Origin of the sequence: Massilia paldalensis, from assembly GCF_044901715.1 — a bacterium.
GTDB lineage: Bacteria > Pseudomonadota > Gammaproteobacteria > Burkholderiales > Burkholderiaceae_D > Telluria > Telluria paldalensis.
In genome coordinates this window covers 791778-807106 of the sequence record NZ_JBJCIU010000003.1, presented here as the reverse complement: position 1 = coordinate 807106, position 15329 = coordinate 791778, and the positions used below count along the sequence as shown (strand labels likewise).

Genomic DNA, 15329 nt, shown 5'->3' with positions numbered 1-15329 from the left:
CTAAAGTGTCAATCGCCCATCTATCCACTGCGGGCGCAACGCACCGTTGGAGCGGCGCGCCAGAGACAGCGTAACGCCCGGGGTAAGCGCAGCGTTAGCGTCAAGTCCTGCAACACATCTCGGCAACAATCCAGCAATCCAGCGCGCGTCTTCAGCCGTCGCTGGATAGGTGTATTCGTCGTCGGCGAAGCCTCCATTTTCAAGTCGTCGTCTGCGCAAGGCGGCGCATAAGACGTCGGGAAGCGCACCGTCTCGACCCATCGATGTAAGGCGCTGTCCATCGAACACGAACAAAGGAACGGCGGCCGCGACGTAGGCCGCGACAATCGCAGCGCAGCGCGATAAATAATGAGTACGCGCGCCTTTGGCCTCGACTCGGTACACGTCGTGGTCGGCACCGGAAGGATGCGCCAGCAAGGTCAACCGAACGGTGCCTTCGTTCGCGCCTACTTTAACGAAGCGCTGGCTGCGCCAACACCACACGGCGGCGGCGAGATAGTGTTCCGCACGTCGCTCAGTGACAGCTAGGGCCAACGGGGCATGTATCGGGACATCAGGATCGGCCGCGCACTGCCAGCGCAGCACGCCGGCCAGTTTTCCAGGATCAGCGCCGACTGCGCCCATGACTGGCACGGACCAGCGGGCGGCGCCAGGCAGCCTAAACGGCGTTGCGCCCATGCCTTTGGCAGCGACGAAGAAAGCCTCCTGCAGCTGCGCGCAGAATGCGCCTTCCGCCAATGAGATGGGGCCTATTGCGCTGTCGAGAGGGATAATCCGCGGCGCGGCCAAGGTCCACACACGCCCCTTCCACCCTTGCCGCAGTCGCGGTTCGATCACGCCGCCGTCTTGCAGCATTTTGAGCGTACGCCACGGGGCCGCTGCCGCCTCCGCATCGGCGCGCCTCAACAAGTCCACCAGGTCACATTCATCCCAGCCACTCCCACCGCTCGCATAAACCGCTTCCAGCAGCCATTCCAGCGCATCGTCGGCGCGCCCCCATGCAAGCGTCTCAGGGGCCACGCACTCTGCGCGCGCACCGTTCACTGCGCTCCAATCGGTAAGCAGCGGCTGGCGCCGGCGCGCGCCGGCCAGTTCGTAGTGCGGTGCGGCGCGATCGACAAACTGCAGCTTTAAACGCCAGTGCGGGCCGCGCTCGCTCGCCGCAGGTTTCGGTTCAATCACACACGATCCGATCACCGGTCGCTCAGCGGCGAGCAGAAAACCGTTCGCTGCTGATACCCGTAGATTCGCTATGCCAGAGTCGGCGACGATGCGCAGGTCGGGGGTATCCGACGCGATCAAAGGCAGAAAGCCAGGTAGTCCCAACCAGGCGCCGTTAACTCTGACGCCGTCGAATGCACCGGGCCGGAACAAACTGGCGTCGTTCGACGCCAGCCCGCATCTAGCGAGCTCGGCGGCTAGCGTCTCCGCGTTGACGGGATTAACAGTCAAGCGCCAATTTTCATATTGATCGGCGCGCCCCAACCAATGCGTGATACGCGCCGCCGTCTTGTCATCGTAGGCGACCAGCACGCGCCCTCGACATTTGCTCAAGTCTGGCTCAGCTGTCCAGCGCCCCATGCTCGCTTGTGTGAAAAACAGCAGTCCGCGGGACACACTTGCGCCAAGGTTTGCGCTGCTGCGAACAGCTTGCTGCGTCAACGCCCCCGACAAGGTTTGGCCTGAACGGGGCTCGTCCATGCCCTCTACGAAGACGCGAAATTCCCGCTCATCGTCAATTGTGAGCGCGATCTCCAGCTGCGCGTACGCTGCGGCCTTGGAGCTGACCGCCGCACGAACTTTATTAATCAAAATCCAAAAGCGATGATCAGCGAGCGCTCTTCGCTGCGAGTAGTACGCCTGCTGAAAATCTTTAAATGCTTCGTTTAAGCCCGTCGACATGTGGATTCGATGCGAACAATTCCAGAACGCGTTGATGACAGCGGCTGGATTGGCCAGATCTTGTTGCGAGGTAGAATCCAGCGCCCGTTCCACAGCTCTGACGTCGGCGCGATTCGGAAACGACAGGCGCCGCGTGTAACCGATGTGCACCCAATTGAGAGGATGCTCGGGTAGCACCAGCCGCCTAAACGAACGTCCCACCGATGCTTGCGCATCCAACCAGCCCGCAAGCTCCTCCCACATTAGCTTGACGCCTGCGAGGTTGTTGAACTTGCGGTCAACGCCGAGCCAACTGGCTAACTTGGCTCGAAACTGGTGGTTGTCGTACCCATCGCCATCCAGGAAGCTATCGATTAGCAAAGTCATCGCCAGCGGGGCGAAACAGTTAGGCACATCTTTGCTTGGAAGCCGGCTGGAGCCCTGCTGCAACGCTGGCCACAAATAACGTTGGTCGCGCAGCAGAGCGCAGCGGAAGGCGTCCTCCGCTTGGTCCTGACAATTTGCGTCGAAGCCGCAGGCAAGCGCCAATGTCGTCGGAGTTACTTCAAGCGCACGGATGTCGCTTGCATCGCCGCTCGGCCCGACAGCGAGAAAGTAACGCACCAACATCGATTCCCACACGTCGATACTGATCGGGATTTGCTGTTGGGGCGGCTGATCGCTGAAGTTCGTCATGCTGCAAACCACGCTTCGTGTTTACTCACAGTCGAGCGAGATGCTTTTGTCGTCAGCGCGCACCGAATTGCAACGTGAGCGGCAGTGCTGCGGCCGGCCACTCCCAGAAGTTGCAGGCGTGTCACAGGTGCGTTTCTATCTAGATGTTTCAGACAAAACATGCCTTATTCCTTCTGTCGCCGCATAAAAGCCCTTATTGGATTAATCAATTTTAATAATAACAATTACTTTTTAGAAATGCTACAGATTCTTAACTGACGGTTTCGAACACTTATGGTCGGCGATAAAAATATGCTTCAAAGTGACAATTTGAGAACATTGGGATCACCGGGCAGCGTATCATGCATCAGGGAAACATGCGGCTGTCTACACGTTTCGTATCGAAAGAGCGGACATGGATGGACCGTGAAGCTGCGAATGCAGTTTTTAACTCGTCCAGTGCGCGACCAAACGTGGCGTTTCGGTCACAGGGAACCGTACGCAGTTGTTTCGCCCCTGCTGCGCCCTTGTCGCCGTAGCTGCGTGTTGAACTCATCCAATATGTTCGCCTCGTCCGCATCGCGAGCGACAATTATTCCGAAAAAACATGACTGATTTGCATCGTTTTCTTGAAGGCCTAATAGGGCTCTCAGAGGCGCATCGCGAAGCCCTGCAATGGTTTCATGCGCACCGGGATCAAGAAGTTTCTTGGCCTTCGCCGCGGCCCAACGGCTTCTTCCTTGTGAACAAAGCAAAAGGCATTCATAAACCTGCTGGATCGGCATACGCGCTGAGTGTTCGTGAATCGCTTGGTGGCCCATATCCGGACCGTGCGCCCGTATATGAAGCGGACGGAAGCTGGACTTATCCATACTTCCAGGAACAGCCAGATCCGGAAAAACGCGATTCCATGTTCACCAATCGGGCCCTGCTCGCGTGTCAACGCGACAGGATACCTTTGGGCGTTATTCGACAAGTTAAAGCTAAGCCTAACCCGCGATATAAGGTTCTCGGTCTGGCGATCGTGGGCAATTGGGAAGATGGGTATTTCAACCTAAGGGGTCTGATTCCCGACGGAACGAACTTGTCATATATCGGCGAGCTGGCCAAAGCCGAGGGTGCTGGATCTGAGGATAAAGAATTTAATCCTGCTAGTACTACAGTTGTAAATTTTTAAACCTCTATCGGAGGCCGGTGTATAGCAAGGATACGACTTGGAGGTACCAGATGGACACCATAGTCGAGCGATACGGGGAATATCCGAGTTCGTGGCTGGGCGAACTTGAAAATCTGTTTGCCTATATCGGCTACCGCTTTGGACGACGCTAGATGCGCGAACGCGCGCTCGATTATCTGATCGGCCTGCTCAGCTCGATCGAACGCAAGAATGGCTGGCAACTCGCTCGAGCAAGAGGACTTGCATTATGTCCTGGCGGAGGCAAGCATCAGTAGTCCTTGGGCTTCGCGTTGCGGCACTGGATATCAGTCAACATGGCTGCCTGATCGAGTCGTACCTGGTTTCAGGTTCCGGGACTTCGACTCCGACGCCGTACCCGGTTTGGTACCCGGTGATTAACTGGATCGCAACGTCCCTCCCTGGGCAGTCTTGGATAAAACAAAGCCCCGACTCCAGAAGAAGGTCGGGGCTTTTATTGTCCATTGGAATCCGCCAGATTCCGACCTCATGCTTAGACGTTGAACAGGAAGTTCAGCACATCCCCATCCTTGACGATGTATTCCTTGCCTTCCGCGCGCATCTTGCCCGCTTCCTTGGCGCCGCTCTCGCCCTTGTAGGCGATGTAATCGTCGAAGGAGATGGTCTGGGCGCGGATGAAGCCGCGTTCGAAGTCGGTGTGGATCACGCCGGCCGCCTGCGGCGCGGTGGCGCCGATCGGGACGGTCCAGGCGCGCACTTCCTTCACGCCGGCGGTGAAGTAGGTCTGCAGGCCCAGGAGCTTGAAGGCGGCGCGGATCAGGCGGTCCAGGCCCGGCTCTTCCATGCCGAGGTCGGCCAGGAATTCCAGCTTGTCGGCGTCGTCCAGGTTGGCGATTTCCGATTCGATGGCGGCCGAGATGGCGACGATCGGGGCGTTCTGCTTGTTGGCGAATTCGGTCAGCTGGTCCAGCAGCGGATTGTTGGTGAAGCCGCTTTCCGAGACGTTGGCGACAAACATCGCCGGCTTGGCGGTGATCAGGTGCAGGCCCTTGATCAGTTCCATCTGGTCGGCGTCCAGGCCCAGGGTGCGGATCGGCTGGCCTTCGTTCAGGTGCGGCAGCATCTTTTCCAGGATCGCGACCAGCTTGATCGCGTCCTTGTCGCCGGCGCGCGCCTTCTTCTGCTCGCGGTGCAGCACTTTCTCGGCGGTGCCCATGTCGGCCAGCGCCAGTTCGGTCTGGATGACTTCGATGTCGTCGATCGGGCTGACCTTGCCGGCCACGTGGATCACGTTCGGGTCTTCGAAGCAGCGCACGACGTTGACGATGGCGTCCGTTTCGCGGATGTGCGACAGGAACTGGTTGCCCAGGCCCTCGCCCTTCGACGCGCCGGCCACCAGGCCCGCGATGTCGACGAACTCGACGATGGCTTTCACGACGCGCTCCGGCTTGACGATCTCGGCCAGCTGGTCGATGCGCGGATCCGGCACCTCGACGACGCCGACGTTCGGCTCGATGGTGCAGAACGGGTAGTTTTCAGCCGGGATGCCGGCCTTGGTCAGGGCGTTGAACAGGGTGGACTTGCCGACGTTGGGCAGGCCGACGATGCCGCATTTGAGACTCATGGGAACGCTTTCGGGGAAGAATGTCGAAACCCCGTATTGTACCCGCGCTCGCCGCCGAAGACTGCAATCCGGCCCGAAATGCGGCGATGTTGCCGGATTATCGGGCCGCCAACGTCGCTTAAAGCGGACGGATCTGGCCGACGTCCGGCTTTTCCACGAAGGCGGCGAACGCGTCGCGCAGCCGTTCTCCCTCGTCCATGGCCCGGTGCCAGGCCTGGATGCGGGCATCGTGGTTCAGGCCATAGAACTGGAAATCGCTGCGGTCGATGATTTTCCCGCGCGGCAGCTTGCCCAGGAATTCCCGGCTCGGCGCCACCACCAGCACATTGTCCAGCCAGCCGCGGTTCGGCCCGCGCGCGGCGCGGCGCCACGGCATGGCTTTGTCCAGCCACCCCGGCACGATGTGTTCGGAAAAATGCGGGTACAGCACGATGGCACCCGGCTCGCGTTCCGCGATGCGCGCGTAGGGCAGCGCCAGGTTGTAGTCGATGATCCCGCCATCCCAGTAGTGGCCGGGCGGCGCGCCGGGAATGTCGCGCACGGGCTGCATCAGCATCGGCAGCGTGCCCGAGGCCAGCAGGCTGGCGGCCAGGTTGTCTTGCGTGAGCGGCGCGAAATGCGTGTCGAAGCGGTCGAAGGCGTCGCTGAGCCAGGGCGCGTCGGCACGGCGGTCGCCGATCACCACGCGGTCCATCAGCAACGCCAGCTTGTCGCGCGAAAACAGGTTATGCAGGGCGGCCGCCGCGAAACCGCGCAGCTCGGCGTGGCGGTGGCCCGGCGCCGCCAGCGCGCGCTTGCCGCGCACCGCCAGCACTTGCAGGCGGTAGTGCGGGTGCGCGACGATGTCGTCCTCGTGGCCGCGCACGAATTCCCTCAACAGGCCCTGCACGACCTCGTCGATCTGCTGCTGGCTCGGCTTGGTGCTCGTGTAGCGCTGGCCGCTGTACAGCTCGCCCAGGCGGGTAAAGGCCTTGGCGGGATCGCGCTGGCAGGCCGCCGCCATGCGCCAGGCGCCGATCGAGGAGCCGATCAGGATGCGTTCGCGCGGCGCCGTGGGAAACCACGAGCCGAACAGCCACCCGTCGAGCGCACGGAACAGCAGCCCTTTCGGGCCGCCGGCCGCGGCCGGGACGACGGCAATGTCGGCGGCGCGCAGGCCGTGCGTGCGGATGCGTTCGAGGGCGCGCGGGCCCGCGTGGAAAGTCAGATCGCTCATCCGGAAATTATCGCAGGATGCCTCGGTTCGCGCCGCAGCACGGACAATCGCACATGCCGTACCGCCTGGCGTAGCGCGTCGCGAACAGCGTCCGGCAGTCCAGCGCGCTTGCGTTAGCTCAACAGTAGAAGCTTGCGCCTTCGTAAGATGGGTCGGTTGCCCTCGCATCCGGAGCCCACATGCTTGCTCGACATTGTGCCGTCGCATCATGCCTGTTCCTGTTTCTCATGCTGGCGCTGGCCTGCGGCTGCGTGCTGGCGCGTGGCAGCGGCAGCGATGCGGGAACGGATCCGGCCGTCGTCGTCGAGCACCATGTGCAGCACTATGCCGTCGAGCCGGGCGGTGCCTACCGCCTGACGGTCGATCACCTGGAAACCATCGTCGAGGCGCGCGCCATCCAGGCCCATGGGCAGTACGCCATCAGTTACAACAACACCCTCGATGCGATCGAATCGCTGGAAGCCTGGACGCTCAAGCCGGACGGCCGCCGCGTGCCCGTGCTGCCTGCCCAGGTCAAGGACCAGCAGGAAGCCGCGTCGAGCGACGCCCCGCTCTTCCAGGACACGCGCGTGAAAGTCGTCGTGTTCCCGGAGGTGGCCGTGGGCGACCGGCTGGCCGTGCGCTACGTGCTGCGGCGCGCGGCACCGTTGTTTCCCGGCCACTTCGAAGACCTGGCGCCGGCCCCCGCCTACCTCAACCGCAATTTCCTGTTGATCTACGACATGCCGGCCGCGCTGCCGCTCTACGCGGACGCGGTCGGCTTCGCGCCGGTGGCGGGCAGCGGTCCGCCACCGGCCGGTATCCGGCGCTACCAGTGGCGCTACCAGGGCGGCCAGGTGGGCGACGAGGGACGGATCGAAGCGGATGCGGTCAGTCCGCTGGACGACGGCAAGCGCCTGGCCGTGTCGACGTTTTCCGGCTACCCGGCCTTCGCGGCGGCCTTCCGCAGCGGCGGCGCCGGCCGGGCGGCGCCCTCTCCCGCCATCGCCGCGCTGGCGCGCCAGCTCACGGCCGGGCTGCCGGACACGCGCGCCCGCGTGCTGGCATTGTCGGACTGGGTGCGCAGGAACGTCCGCTACGTGGGCGTGTACATCGGCGCGGGCGGCGTGGTGCCCCATCCGGCGTCCGTCGTGCTCGACAACCGCTACGGCGACTGCAAGGACCACGCGGTGCTGCTCGAGGCGCTGCTGGCGGCGCTGGGCATCGACAGCAGCGGCGCCCTCGTCAACAGCGGCAACGCCTATCACTTGCCGGATGTGCCCACGCTGGGCGTGTTCAACCACATGATCACCTACGTGCCCGGCCTGGACCTGTTCCTCGACCCGACGGCGGACGCGGCCGCGGCCGGCTACTTGCCGGCCAGCGTGCTGGGCAAGCCCGTGCTGCTGCTCAAGACGGGCGGTTTCGCGATGACGCCCATGCTGCAGCCGCAACGGATCCGGGCCCTGGCCACGGTCGACATCGGGCGCGATGGACGCGGCAGCTTCCGCGTCGAGCGCAGCGTGTCCGGCGCCCTGGCCGAGCCGCTGCGCAAGGCCGTGCGCGACGCCCGCCCGGGCGAACGGGAGCGGTTCGCCGAGCACATGCTGCAAGGCATGGGCCGCAAGGCGCGCGGGGTGTTCGATGCGGGCACCATCGACGGCAATGGCGACGACTACCGCATGGCCGTTTCCGGCAGCGGCGACCAGTTCGTCGACCTGCCCGGGCCCGGTGCGCTGGCCACCACCTACCCGGCCTGGAGCGTCGTCGACGATGCCGTCGCCGGCATGGTCCGGGAGCGGGAGCGGCGCCGGGATTTCGTCTGCCCGGCCGTCGATGCCGAGGACGAGATGCGCTTCCGGCTGCCCAGGGGCGTGCGCATCCTGTCGTTGCCGCCGCCGCTGAACGCGATGAACGGCGGCATCTTCTACCGCGCCAGTTACGTGCGTGCAGGCAATGCGGTGGTCGTCAAGCGGCGCCTGACCTTCCGCCACGGCAGCGCCACCTGCACGCCGGCCGACTACCGCGCCATGCTGCCGGTGCTGGACCGCATCGTGCGCGACTTGCGCAGCCAGATCGTGGTGCAGGGCCAGGGGACTTAGCGGCTGGCTCGGCGCTTATCGTCAGCCCGCTTAATCAGCCCGCTTTTCGGTCCCCTCGTCGGCCCGCTCGCGCAACGCCGCCACCGCCGCATCGCTCAATTCAAAACGCAAATCGACCCGGTCGCGCCCCGAACGGTAGCCGCCGGGCCAGCGCGCGATCTCCTCGAAACCGCAGCTGCGGAAGAAGCCGGCCGTATGCGGATGCGTATCGACCGTCACCCAGCGCGGACGCAGCTTGCGCTTGGCCATGTGCAGCAGGCGGTACTCGAGCAGGGCGCGGCCGACGCCCGTGCCGTGGCAATCGGCACGCACGAGGCCGAACACGAGGGTCGCCAGGTCGTAGAACGCCGATAGCTCGTAGCCGCCGAAGCCGACCAGTTCGCCGTCCCGCACGACGACGAACAGCGGGCCGTCCGGCTCGTCCAGGCAGGAGCGCAGCCAGGCTTCTTCCGAGGGCGGAAAGTGGTCCGGCACGTTGGTGCGGAAGGCGGCCAGCACGGCCTTGCGGTCGCTGTCGCGGTAGCGGCGGATACGGATCGTCATGGCATCGATGGGGTTGGCATGGGCGCACTATAAACCGCCGCCGTCGCGCCGCGCGTTCGCGCCCGGACGGGCTTGCGTGCACAACAAGAAAAATAATCCGCGAATTCCTTAGGTGATTCGGAAGAACGCCTGTATATTGGTCCTCGCACTACATCAAGTCGCTTTCTTGCTGGTCTCTTTCCCGTCTCGCCTTCACGGCATTCCTGTTTGATTCTCGTTGCTTGTATCTCTTGATTGCATGTGCTTTCCGGGCGCATTCGCCCTCACCAACTTCAAAGGTATTTCAATGACTATCCATACCGGCACCGTCAAATGGTTCAATGACTCCAAGGGCTTCGGCTTCATCGCTCCCGATGCGGGCGGCGGCGACTTGTTCGCGCACTTCAAGGACATCCAGTCGGATGGTTTCAAGAGCCTGGCCGAGAACCAGCGCGTGTCGTTCGAGCGCGCGCCGAGCCCGAAGGGCGAGAAGGCCAGCAACATCCGCGCGATCTGATCGCATGGCGCCCGACGGCCTGCACCACGCAGATAGCGTGGGCGCGCCGGACGCGCCTGGCGCCGGACGGTCCGCACCACGCAGATAGCGCGGGCGCACCGGTCGGCGCCGCATGAACGACATGCTGCTGCGCGCACCGCAGCCGCGTGAACATTCGAAAAATCCCGCCACGCGCGGGTTTTTTTTCGTCCGTGCCCCAGGAACCCAACCGTGCGCCTTGTACAGGTTGACAATGACCATTACATTAGGGCCATGCATTCCGATGAAACCATCACCGTCGAAGATGCCGTGCAGGTGCTCGCCATGGTGGGCGACCTCAGCATGGGCCTGCCGCCCGATCACTCGATCCGCACGGCGCGCCTGGCCGCGCGCCTGGCCGAAGAAAACGGCGATGGCGCCCTCGCCTGCACCAGCACGCGCATGGTCGCGCTGCTGCGCTGGTCCGGCAGCACGGCGACGGCCGTCGGGTTCTCGCACTTGCTGGGCGACGACGTCGGCGGGCGCCTCGCGATGGTCACGCGCACCCTGCCGAGCGACAACAACCTGAATTTTTCCAACGTCATGCCGCTGGCGCAGATGCAGTGCGAGGTGGCGGGCGACATCGCCGCCCTGCTCGGCCTGCCCGCGGACGTGGAAGAAAGCCTGCGCCACCTGTTCGGCACCCACCACCGCGGCGACATGCAGGATGCCCTGTTCTCGCCCGGTATTCCGCGCGCCGTGTTCTACGTGCGCCTGGCCGGCGACCTGGAAGTGCTGGCGCCGTCGCACGGCACGACGGGCGCCCTGAAGCTGATCGGCGAGCGCGCCGGCGTGAAATACCCGGCCTCGCTGGTGCAGCGCCTGTCCCCCCATGCCCAGGCCTGGCTCGACGCGCTCGAGGAACCGTCCTGCGCCGCCGACTACGCGGGCCACGACCGGCGCGTGCCCTTGACCATCGTATCCGACGTCATTGAACTGAAACTGCCCTGGCTGACGGGCTATTCGCGGCGCGTGGCGGCCCTCGTGCGCCGCGGCGCGGCGCTGGCCGGCATGCTGCCGCTGGAGGAGCGCCCGCTGGGACGCGCGGCCCTGCTGCACGGCATCGGCCGCGTGGCCGTGCCGAATCTGGTGTGGGAACGCCCGGGCAAGCTCGACACCCACGACTGGGAGCAGGTGCGCAAGGTGCCGTTCTGGACGGCGCGCGCGGGCAACCAGGTGCCGGCGATCCAGGAGGAAGCCACGCTCGGCTCCTTCGCCTACGAACGCCTCGATGGCAGCGGCTACTTCCGCAAGGCGCGCGGCGAAGCGATGGGCATGCAGGAGCGCATGCTGGCCGCCGCCGCGGCCTTCACGGCCATGTGTTCGCCCCGTCCGTGGCGTCCCGCGCATGGCGAAGCGGCCGCCGCCACCTTGATGACGGCGCAGGCGGCCGCCGGCCGCTTCGACCGGCGCGCGACGGAAGCCGTGATCGCCGCCGCGCGCGCCACGGCGCCGCCCGTCCCGCGCCGGAGCAGCCAGTTCACGGAACGCGAGATCGAAGTGCTGCGCCACATCAGCCAGGGAGAAACGAGCCGCGAGGCGGCGCGCGCCCTGCGCATCAGCCCGGCCAGCGTGCGCATGCACGTCGACAATATCTTCGACAAGCTGGACTCGACGTCGCGCCCCGCGATGACCTTGAAGGCGCTGGCGCGCGGGCTGCTCTGACGCCGCATCAGGGGGCGCCGTCGGCGCGCATCACGTCGACGAAGGCGCGCGTCGCCGCCGGCATACCGCGCTGGCGCGGGTAATAGAGGTGAAAGCCGGGAAAGGTCGGCGTCCAGTCCGGCAACAGCCACACCAGCCGGCCGGCGCCGATCAGTGTCTCGACGCGCGCCTCCGCCGACATTGCGATACCCACGCCCTGCAGCGCCGCATTCAGGCCGGCCGCACGATCGTTGACGACGAGCGGGCCGCGCACGGCAACAGCCATGCGCTCGCCTTCCTTCTCGAACTCCCAGTTGTACATGCCGTCCATACCCGTCTGGCGCCAGTTGATGCAGGCATGCGCGAGCAGGTCGCGCGGATGGTGGAGCGGCGGCTTGCCCTCGAGGTAGGCCGGCGTGGCGACGGCGCGCTGGCGCATGGGGCCGCCGAGCGCCAGCGCGACCATGTCGGCGTCGAGCAGTTCCCCGAGCCGGATGCCGACATCGAAGCCGTGCTGGACGATGTCCAAAATGGCGTCGTCGATCGTCACGTCGAGCGTGATGTCGGGATAGCGGGCATGCAGTTCGCCCAGCACGGGCTCGACATGCAGGTGGAAGGCAATGCGCGGCACGTGCAGCCGGACGATGCCCGCCGGGCGCTCACGGTGCGCGTTCACGCTTTCCACCGCCGCGTCCAGGCTTTCCAGGGCCGGTATTAGTTGCCCCAGCAAGCGCGTGCCCGCACTGGTCGGCGCGACACTGCGCGTCGTCCGGTTCAGCAGTTGGACGCCCAGACGCTGTTCGAGCTGGCGCAGGATCTGGCTGACGGCGGACGCTGACACGCGTAGTTCCTGGGCAGCGCGCGCCAGGCTGCCCAGGCGGCAGATGGCCTCGAACACCTTCAGCTCGTGGTAGTCGGCGCCGCGCATTATGCATTCCCTTCTAATGAATGCATCAAGTATATAACGCATTCACTTCTGGATTGGTTCCTCCTAAGCTGTCGTTTTCGAAGGAGGACATATGCAACTCGATCTGGAACAACACGTCGCCATCGTCACCGGCGCCGCCGGCGACATCGGCAGGGCCACGGTGGCGGCATTGGTCGAAGAAGGTGCGCTGGTCGTGGCGCAGGACATCCGCCCAGCGGTGCAGGAACTGGCGTGCGCACAAGTGGCGTGCATCTGCGTCGACGGTGCCGATGAAGCGGGCGCGCGCACGACCGTAGCGAAGGCGCTGGAACACTTCGGGCGGCTCGACATCCTCGTCAACAATGCGGGGCGCACGCTCAACCGGCCCGCTGTCGACACTTCGCTCGATGACTGGAACGAGGTGCTTGCCGTCAATGCCGGCGGCGCCTTCCTGCATGCGCGCGAAGCGCTGCGCCACATGCTGGCGCAGCGCAGCGGCGCCATCGTCAACGTCGGCTCGATCAGCGGCCTCGTCGGCATGCACGGACTGTCAGCCTATGCGGCCTCGAAAGGAGCGATCCACCAGTTGACGCAGGTACTGGCGGCCGAGGCCGGCCCATCCGGCGTCCGCGTGAATGCCGTGGCGCCCGGCGTAGTCGAGACGGGATTCCTGGGCGAGGACCGCGAGGCGAGCCGCGCCTCGCTTGCGGGATTCGGCAAGGCGCACCTGCTGGGACGAGTGGCGCAGCCGCAGGAAATCGCAGACGTCATCGTCTGGCTGGCCTCGCGCCGCGCCAGCTTCGTCACGGGCGCGATCGTTACCGCCGACGGCGGCTACACGGCCATCTGAAAAGGAGAGCACCATGAAACGGATCATCATCGTCGGCGCCGAACGCGGATTGGGCCTGGGGTTGGCCGATACCTTGCTGCAGCGCGGCTGGCATGTCATGGCGACGGCGCGGCCGGGCAGCGATACTTCCGCGCTCCATGCACTGCAGGCGCACTACGTGGGCCGGCTGGCGCTGGGCGAGGTCGACGTGACCGATGCGGCGCAAGCGCACGCGTTCGCAACAGGCCTGGGGCGCGAGCTGGACGCGCCGTTCGACGTCGTGTTCATGAATGCGGGTATCTTCGGGGCCCTGCACCAGTCGGCAACGGCGGCGACCGACGAGGAATGGCACGTCGTCTTCCACACGAACGCCATCGGCCCGTTCAGGCTGGCGAAATGGCTGGTGCCGTGCCTGAAACCGGCAGGCACCGTAGCTTTCATGAGCTCGCACCGCGCCAGCATCGCCGGCAATGTCGAAGGCGGGCTCGAGCTATATCGGGCCAGCAAGGCGGCAGCGAACATGCTCAGCCGCGGCCTGTACGCCGAACTGAAGGACGGCGGTTACACCGTGCTGAACATTCACCCGGGCTGGGCGGCAACGGCGATGGGGACGCTCGATGGCACTGTCGCGGCGGAAATCGACGTGACGACGAGCGTGAACGGCGTGGCCGACCAGCTCGAACGGGAAATGGGATCGGGGCTGCAGCGCTACCTCGATTACCAGGGCATGCCACTGACCTGGTAATCGACGCAGGTCAATCCGTATGCAGCTGCATCGTCGCCGCATTCATCTTGCCCTCGCACACCATCGGGATGATGCGCAGCGCCTTGTCGATGGCTTCCTCGATCAGCGCCTGTTCCTCGCGGCGGGGACGGTGCAGCACGAAGTCGGCGACGGCCTGCTGCAGGTTCAGCGTGCGCGGGTGGCCGATGCCCAGGCGCAGGCGCCAGTAGTCCTGGGTGCCGAGGGCGGACGTGATGTCCTTCAGGCCGTTGTGGCCGCCGGACGACCCGCCGCGCTTGAGCTTGGCGGCACCGGGCGGCAGGTCGAGCTCGTCGTGGACGACGAGGATTTCCTCGGGCCCGATCTTGAAGAAGCGCGCCAGCGCGCCGACCGACTGGCCGGAGCGGTTCATGTAGGTCAGCGGCTCCAGCAGCCAGGTATCGTGGCCGCCGATCGACGTCTTGGCCATCATGCCGTTGAAGCGCGACTCGCGCTGCAGGTGGCAGCCGGGCAGCGAACGGGCGAGGTTGTCGACGAGCCAGAAGCCGGCGTTGTGGCGGGTTTGTTCGTATTCCGGGCCGGGGTTGCCGAGGCCGACGATCAGGCGGATGTGCATGGGGCGATCAATCAATGCGTAAAAGCAGATTATCGCGGAAAACGACGGGATGCAGCTATCCCGTCGTGCATGCCAGCGCGCCTGCCGGCCTTACTTCGTGGCCGCCACCGCGTCCAGGATCACCTTCGCCACGTCCTGCGGACGCGACTGCTGCGGCACGTGGCTGGTCGCCAGCTCGGTGGTCTTCGCCCCGATTTTCTTTGCGAACGCGCGCTCCAGGTCCGGCTGGATCATGCGGTCGTTCTTGCTGACGATGTACCAGCTCGGGTGGTTCTTCCAGGCCGCGACGGTGGTCTTGTCCTCGAATGCCTTCATGGCGATCGGGCCCTGGGTCGCGGCCATCACGGCGGCCTGGACGGCCGGCACGTCCTGGGCGAAGTCTTCCTTCAGCGCGGCCGGCGGCAGGCTGGCGAAACCGGCCTTGTCGACCGACAGTTTCCCGATGCCGGGGGGCGTCGGCAAGCCCTTGCCCAGCTCGCCGGTGGCCTGGCCCGCGTCGGGGGCGAATGCGGCGACGTAGACGAGGCTGGCGACCTTGTCGTGGACGCCCGCTTCCGTGATCACTGTGCCGCCCCAGGAGTGGCCGACCAGCACGACCTTGCCCGGCTGGTTGTCGAGCGCGCGGCGGGTCGCGGCGACGTCGTCGGCCAGCGAGGTCAACGGATTCTGCACGGCCGTCACGCGGATGCCCTTGGCCTGCAGCAGCGGGATCACCTTGGCCCAGTCGGAGCCGTCGGCGAAGGCGCCGTGGACGATCACGACGGACGGTTGCGCCGGCGCGGCCGGGGCTGCCATGGCGTGGCCGGCGGTGGCGATGGCGGCAGCGGCGACGGCGGCGCGCAGGCCGGTCTGGATGCGGGAAAAGGTCGTTGCTTTCATGGTGGTCTCCTTGCGAACGTTGATCGGGAATCGATGGAGA

The 15329-nt window shown here is 65.1% G+C and carries 13 protein-coding genes and 1 pseudogene; 7 read left to right on the top strand and 7 right to left on the bottom strand.

Features of this window, described 5'->3' with window-relative positions; genetic code table 11:
• Entirely contained in the window at positions 1 to 2577 is a 2577-nt protein-coding gene (locus ACI1V7_RS18345) for a hypothetical protein (protein WP_404533208.1), read from the bottom strand.
• A gap of 586 nt (positions 2578 to 3163) precedes the next feature.
• On the opposite strand from ACI1V7_RS18345, the gene ACI1V7_RS18340 reads away from it, so the two are divergent.
• A complete protein-coding gene (locus ACI1V7_RS18340; RefSeq protein WP_404533207.1) occupies positions 3164 to 3733 on the top strand; it encodes a hypothetical protein in 570 nt (189 codons plus the stop codon).
• 50 nt (positions 3734 to 3783) lie between these two features.
• Positions 3784 to 3972 (top strand): annotated as a pseudogene (locus tag ACI1V7_RS28365) (hypothetical protein); the annotation flags it as partial.
• Between the two features lie 272 nt (positions 3973 to 4244).
• On the opposite strand, the gene ychF reads toward ACI1V7_RS28365, so the two are convergent.
• Together ychF and ACI1V7_RS18330 are read right to left on the bottom strand one after the other, a co-directional pair.
• Positions 4245 to 5336 carry a redox-regulated ATPase YchF gene (gene ychF / locus ACI1V7_RS18335; RefSeq protein WP_404533206.1) on the bottom strand — a complete coding sequence of 364 codons (1092 nt, stop codon included), beginning with the start codon at positions 5334 to 5336 and terminating at the stop codon, positions 4245 to 4247.
• A gap of 118 nt (positions 5337 to 5454) precedes the next feature.
• A complete protein-coding gene (locus tag ACI1V7_RS18330) occupies positions 5455 to 6552 on the bottom strand; it encodes a patatin-like phospholipase family protein (protein WP_404533204.1) in 1098 nt (365 codons plus the stop codon).
• 179 nt (positions 6553 to 6731) lie between these two features.
• Between ACI1V7_RS18330 and ACI1V7_RS18325 the strand changes: the two genes are divergently transcribed.
• Complete coding sequence (locus ACI1V7_RS18325; protein ID WP_404533203.1) at positions 6732 to 8633, top strand: DUF3857 domain-containing protein; 1902 nt, start codon at positions 6732 to 6734, stop codon at positions 8631 to 8633.
• Positions 8634 to 8663: 30 nt separating this feature from the next.
• Here ACI1V7_RS18325 and ACI1V7_RS18320 read toward each other — a convergent pair whose 3' ends face one another.
• Positions 8664 to 9176, bottom strand: coding sequence for a GNAT family N-acetyltransferase (locus tag ACI1V7_RS18320; RefSeq protein WP_404533202.1), 513 nt, complete (start codon positions 9174 to 9176; stop codon positions 8664 to 8666).
• A gap of 286 nt (positions 9177 to 9462) precedes the next feature.
• Here ACI1V7_RS18320 and ACI1V7_RS18315 point away from each other — a divergent pair, with 286 nt between their 5' ends.
• Together ACI1V7_RS18315 and ACI1V7_RS18310 are read left to right on the top strand one after the other, a co-directional pair.
• Positions 9463 to 9672: a cold-shock protein gene (locus tag ACI1V7_RS18315; protein WP_404533201.1), complete on the top strand. Its 210-nt coding sequence runs from the start codon at positions 9463 to 9465 to the stop codon at positions 9670 to 9672.
• Between the two features lie 252 nt (positions 9673 to 9924).
• Positions 9925 to 11355, top strand: coding sequence for an HD domain-containing phosphohydrolase (locus ACI1V7_RS18310; protein ID WP_404533200.1), 1431 nt, complete (start codon positions 9925 to 9927; stop codon positions 11353 to 11355).
• Between the two features lie 7 nt (positions 11356 to 11362).
• On the opposite strand, the gene ACI1V7_RS18305 is transcribed toward ACI1V7_RS18310, so the two are convergent.
• Positions 11363 to 12262 (bottom strand): LysR family transcriptional regulator, encoded by a 900-nt coding sequence (locus ACI1V7_RS18305; protein WP_404533199.1) that lies wholly within the window; start codon positions 12260 to 12262, stop codon positions 11363 to 11365.
• A gap of 91 nt (positions 12263 to 12353) precedes the next feature.
• Here ACI1V7_RS18305 and ACI1V7_RS18300 point away from each other — a divergent pair, with 91 nt between their 5' ends.
• Positions 12354 to 13091, top strand: a complete 738-nt coding sequence (locus tag ACI1V7_RS18300) for an SDR family NAD(P)-dependent oxidoreductase (protein ID WP_404533198.1) — start codon at positions 12354 to 12356, stop codon at positions 13089 to 13091.
• Positions 13092 to 13104: 13 nt separating this feature from the next.
• Complete coding sequence (locus tag ACI1V7_RS18295; protein WP_404533197.1) at positions 13105 to 13815, top strand: SDR family NAD(P)-dependent oxidoreductase; 711 nt, start codon at positions 13105 to 13107, stop codon at positions 13813 to 13815.
• Positions 13816 to 13825: 10 nt separating this feature from the next.
• Here ACI1V7_RS18295 and pth read toward each other — a convergent pair whose 3' ends face one another.
• Together pth and ACI1V7_RS18285 are read right to left on the bottom strand one after the other, a co-directional pair.
• Positions 13826 to 14410 carry an aminoacyl-tRNA hydrolase gene (gene pth / locus ACI1V7_RS18290; protein ID WP_404533196.1) on the bottom strand — a complete coding sequence of 195 codons (585 nt, stop codon included), beginning with the start codon at positions 14408 to 14410 and terminating at the stop codon, positions 13826 to 13828.
• A gap of 90 nt (positions 14411 to 14500) precedes the next feature.
• The gene (locus ACI1V7_RS18285) at positions 14501 to 15289 is read right to left on the bottom strand and encodes an alpha/beta fold hydrolase (protein ID WP_404533195.1); all 789 of its coding nucleotides are present in this window, start codon (positions 15287 to 15289) and stop codon (positions 14501 to 14503) included.
• Positions 15290 to 15329: the final 40 nt, after the last annotated feature.

Coding starts and splice junctions, on each gene's coding strand:
- ACI1V7_RS18345 (WP_404533208.1), bottom strand. CDS start 2,577: ATGACGAACTTCAGCGATCAGCCGCCCCAACAGCAAATCCCGATCAGT.
- ACI1V7_RS18340 (WP_404533207.1), top strand. CDS start 3,164: ATGACTGATTTGCATCGTTTTCTTGAAGGCCTAATAGGGCTCTCAGAG.
- ychF (WP_404533206.1), bottom strand. CDS start 5,336: ATGAGTCTCAAATGCGGCATCGTCGGCCTGCCCAACGTCGGCAAGTCC.
- ACI1V7_RS18330 (WP_404533204.1), bottom strand. CDS start 6,552: ATGAGCGATCTGACTTTCCACGCGGGCCCGCGCGCCCTCGAACGCATC.
- ACI1V7_RS18325 (WP_404533203.1), top strand. CDS start 6,732: ATGCTTGCTCGACATTGTGCCGTCGCATCATGCCTGTTCCTGTTTCTC.
- ACI1V7_RS18320 (WP_404533202.1), bottom strand. CDS start 9,176: ATGACGATCCGTATCCGCCGCTACCGCGACAGCGACCGCAAGGCCGTG.
- ACI1V7_RS18315 (WP_404533201.1), top strand. CDS start 9,463: ATGACTATCCATACCGGCACCGTCAAATGGTTCAATGACTCCAAGGGC.
- ACI1V7_RS18310 (WP_404533200.1), top strand. CDS start 9,925: ATGCATTCCGATGAAACCATCACCGTCGAAGATGCCGTGCAGGTGCTC.
- ACI1V7_RS18305 (WP_404533199.1), bottom strand. CDS start 12,262: ATGCGCGGCGCCGACTACCACGAGCTGAAGGTGTTCGAGGCCATCTGC.
- ACI1V7_RS18300 (WP_404533198.1), top strand. CDS start 12,354: ATGCAACTCGATCTGGAACAACACGTCGCCATCGTCACCGGCGCCGCC.
- ACI1V7_RS18295 (WP_404533197.1), top strand. CDS start 13,105: ATGAAACGGATCATCATCGTCGGCGCCGAACGCGGATTGGGCCTGGGG.
- pth (WP_404533196.1), bottom strand. CDS start 14,410: ATGCACATCCGCCTGATCGTCGGCCTCGGCAACCCCGGCCCGGAATAC.
- ACI1V7_RS18285 (WP_404533195.1), bottom strand. CDS start 15,289: ATGAAAGCAACGACCTTTTCCCGCATCCAGACCGGCCTGCGCGCCGCC.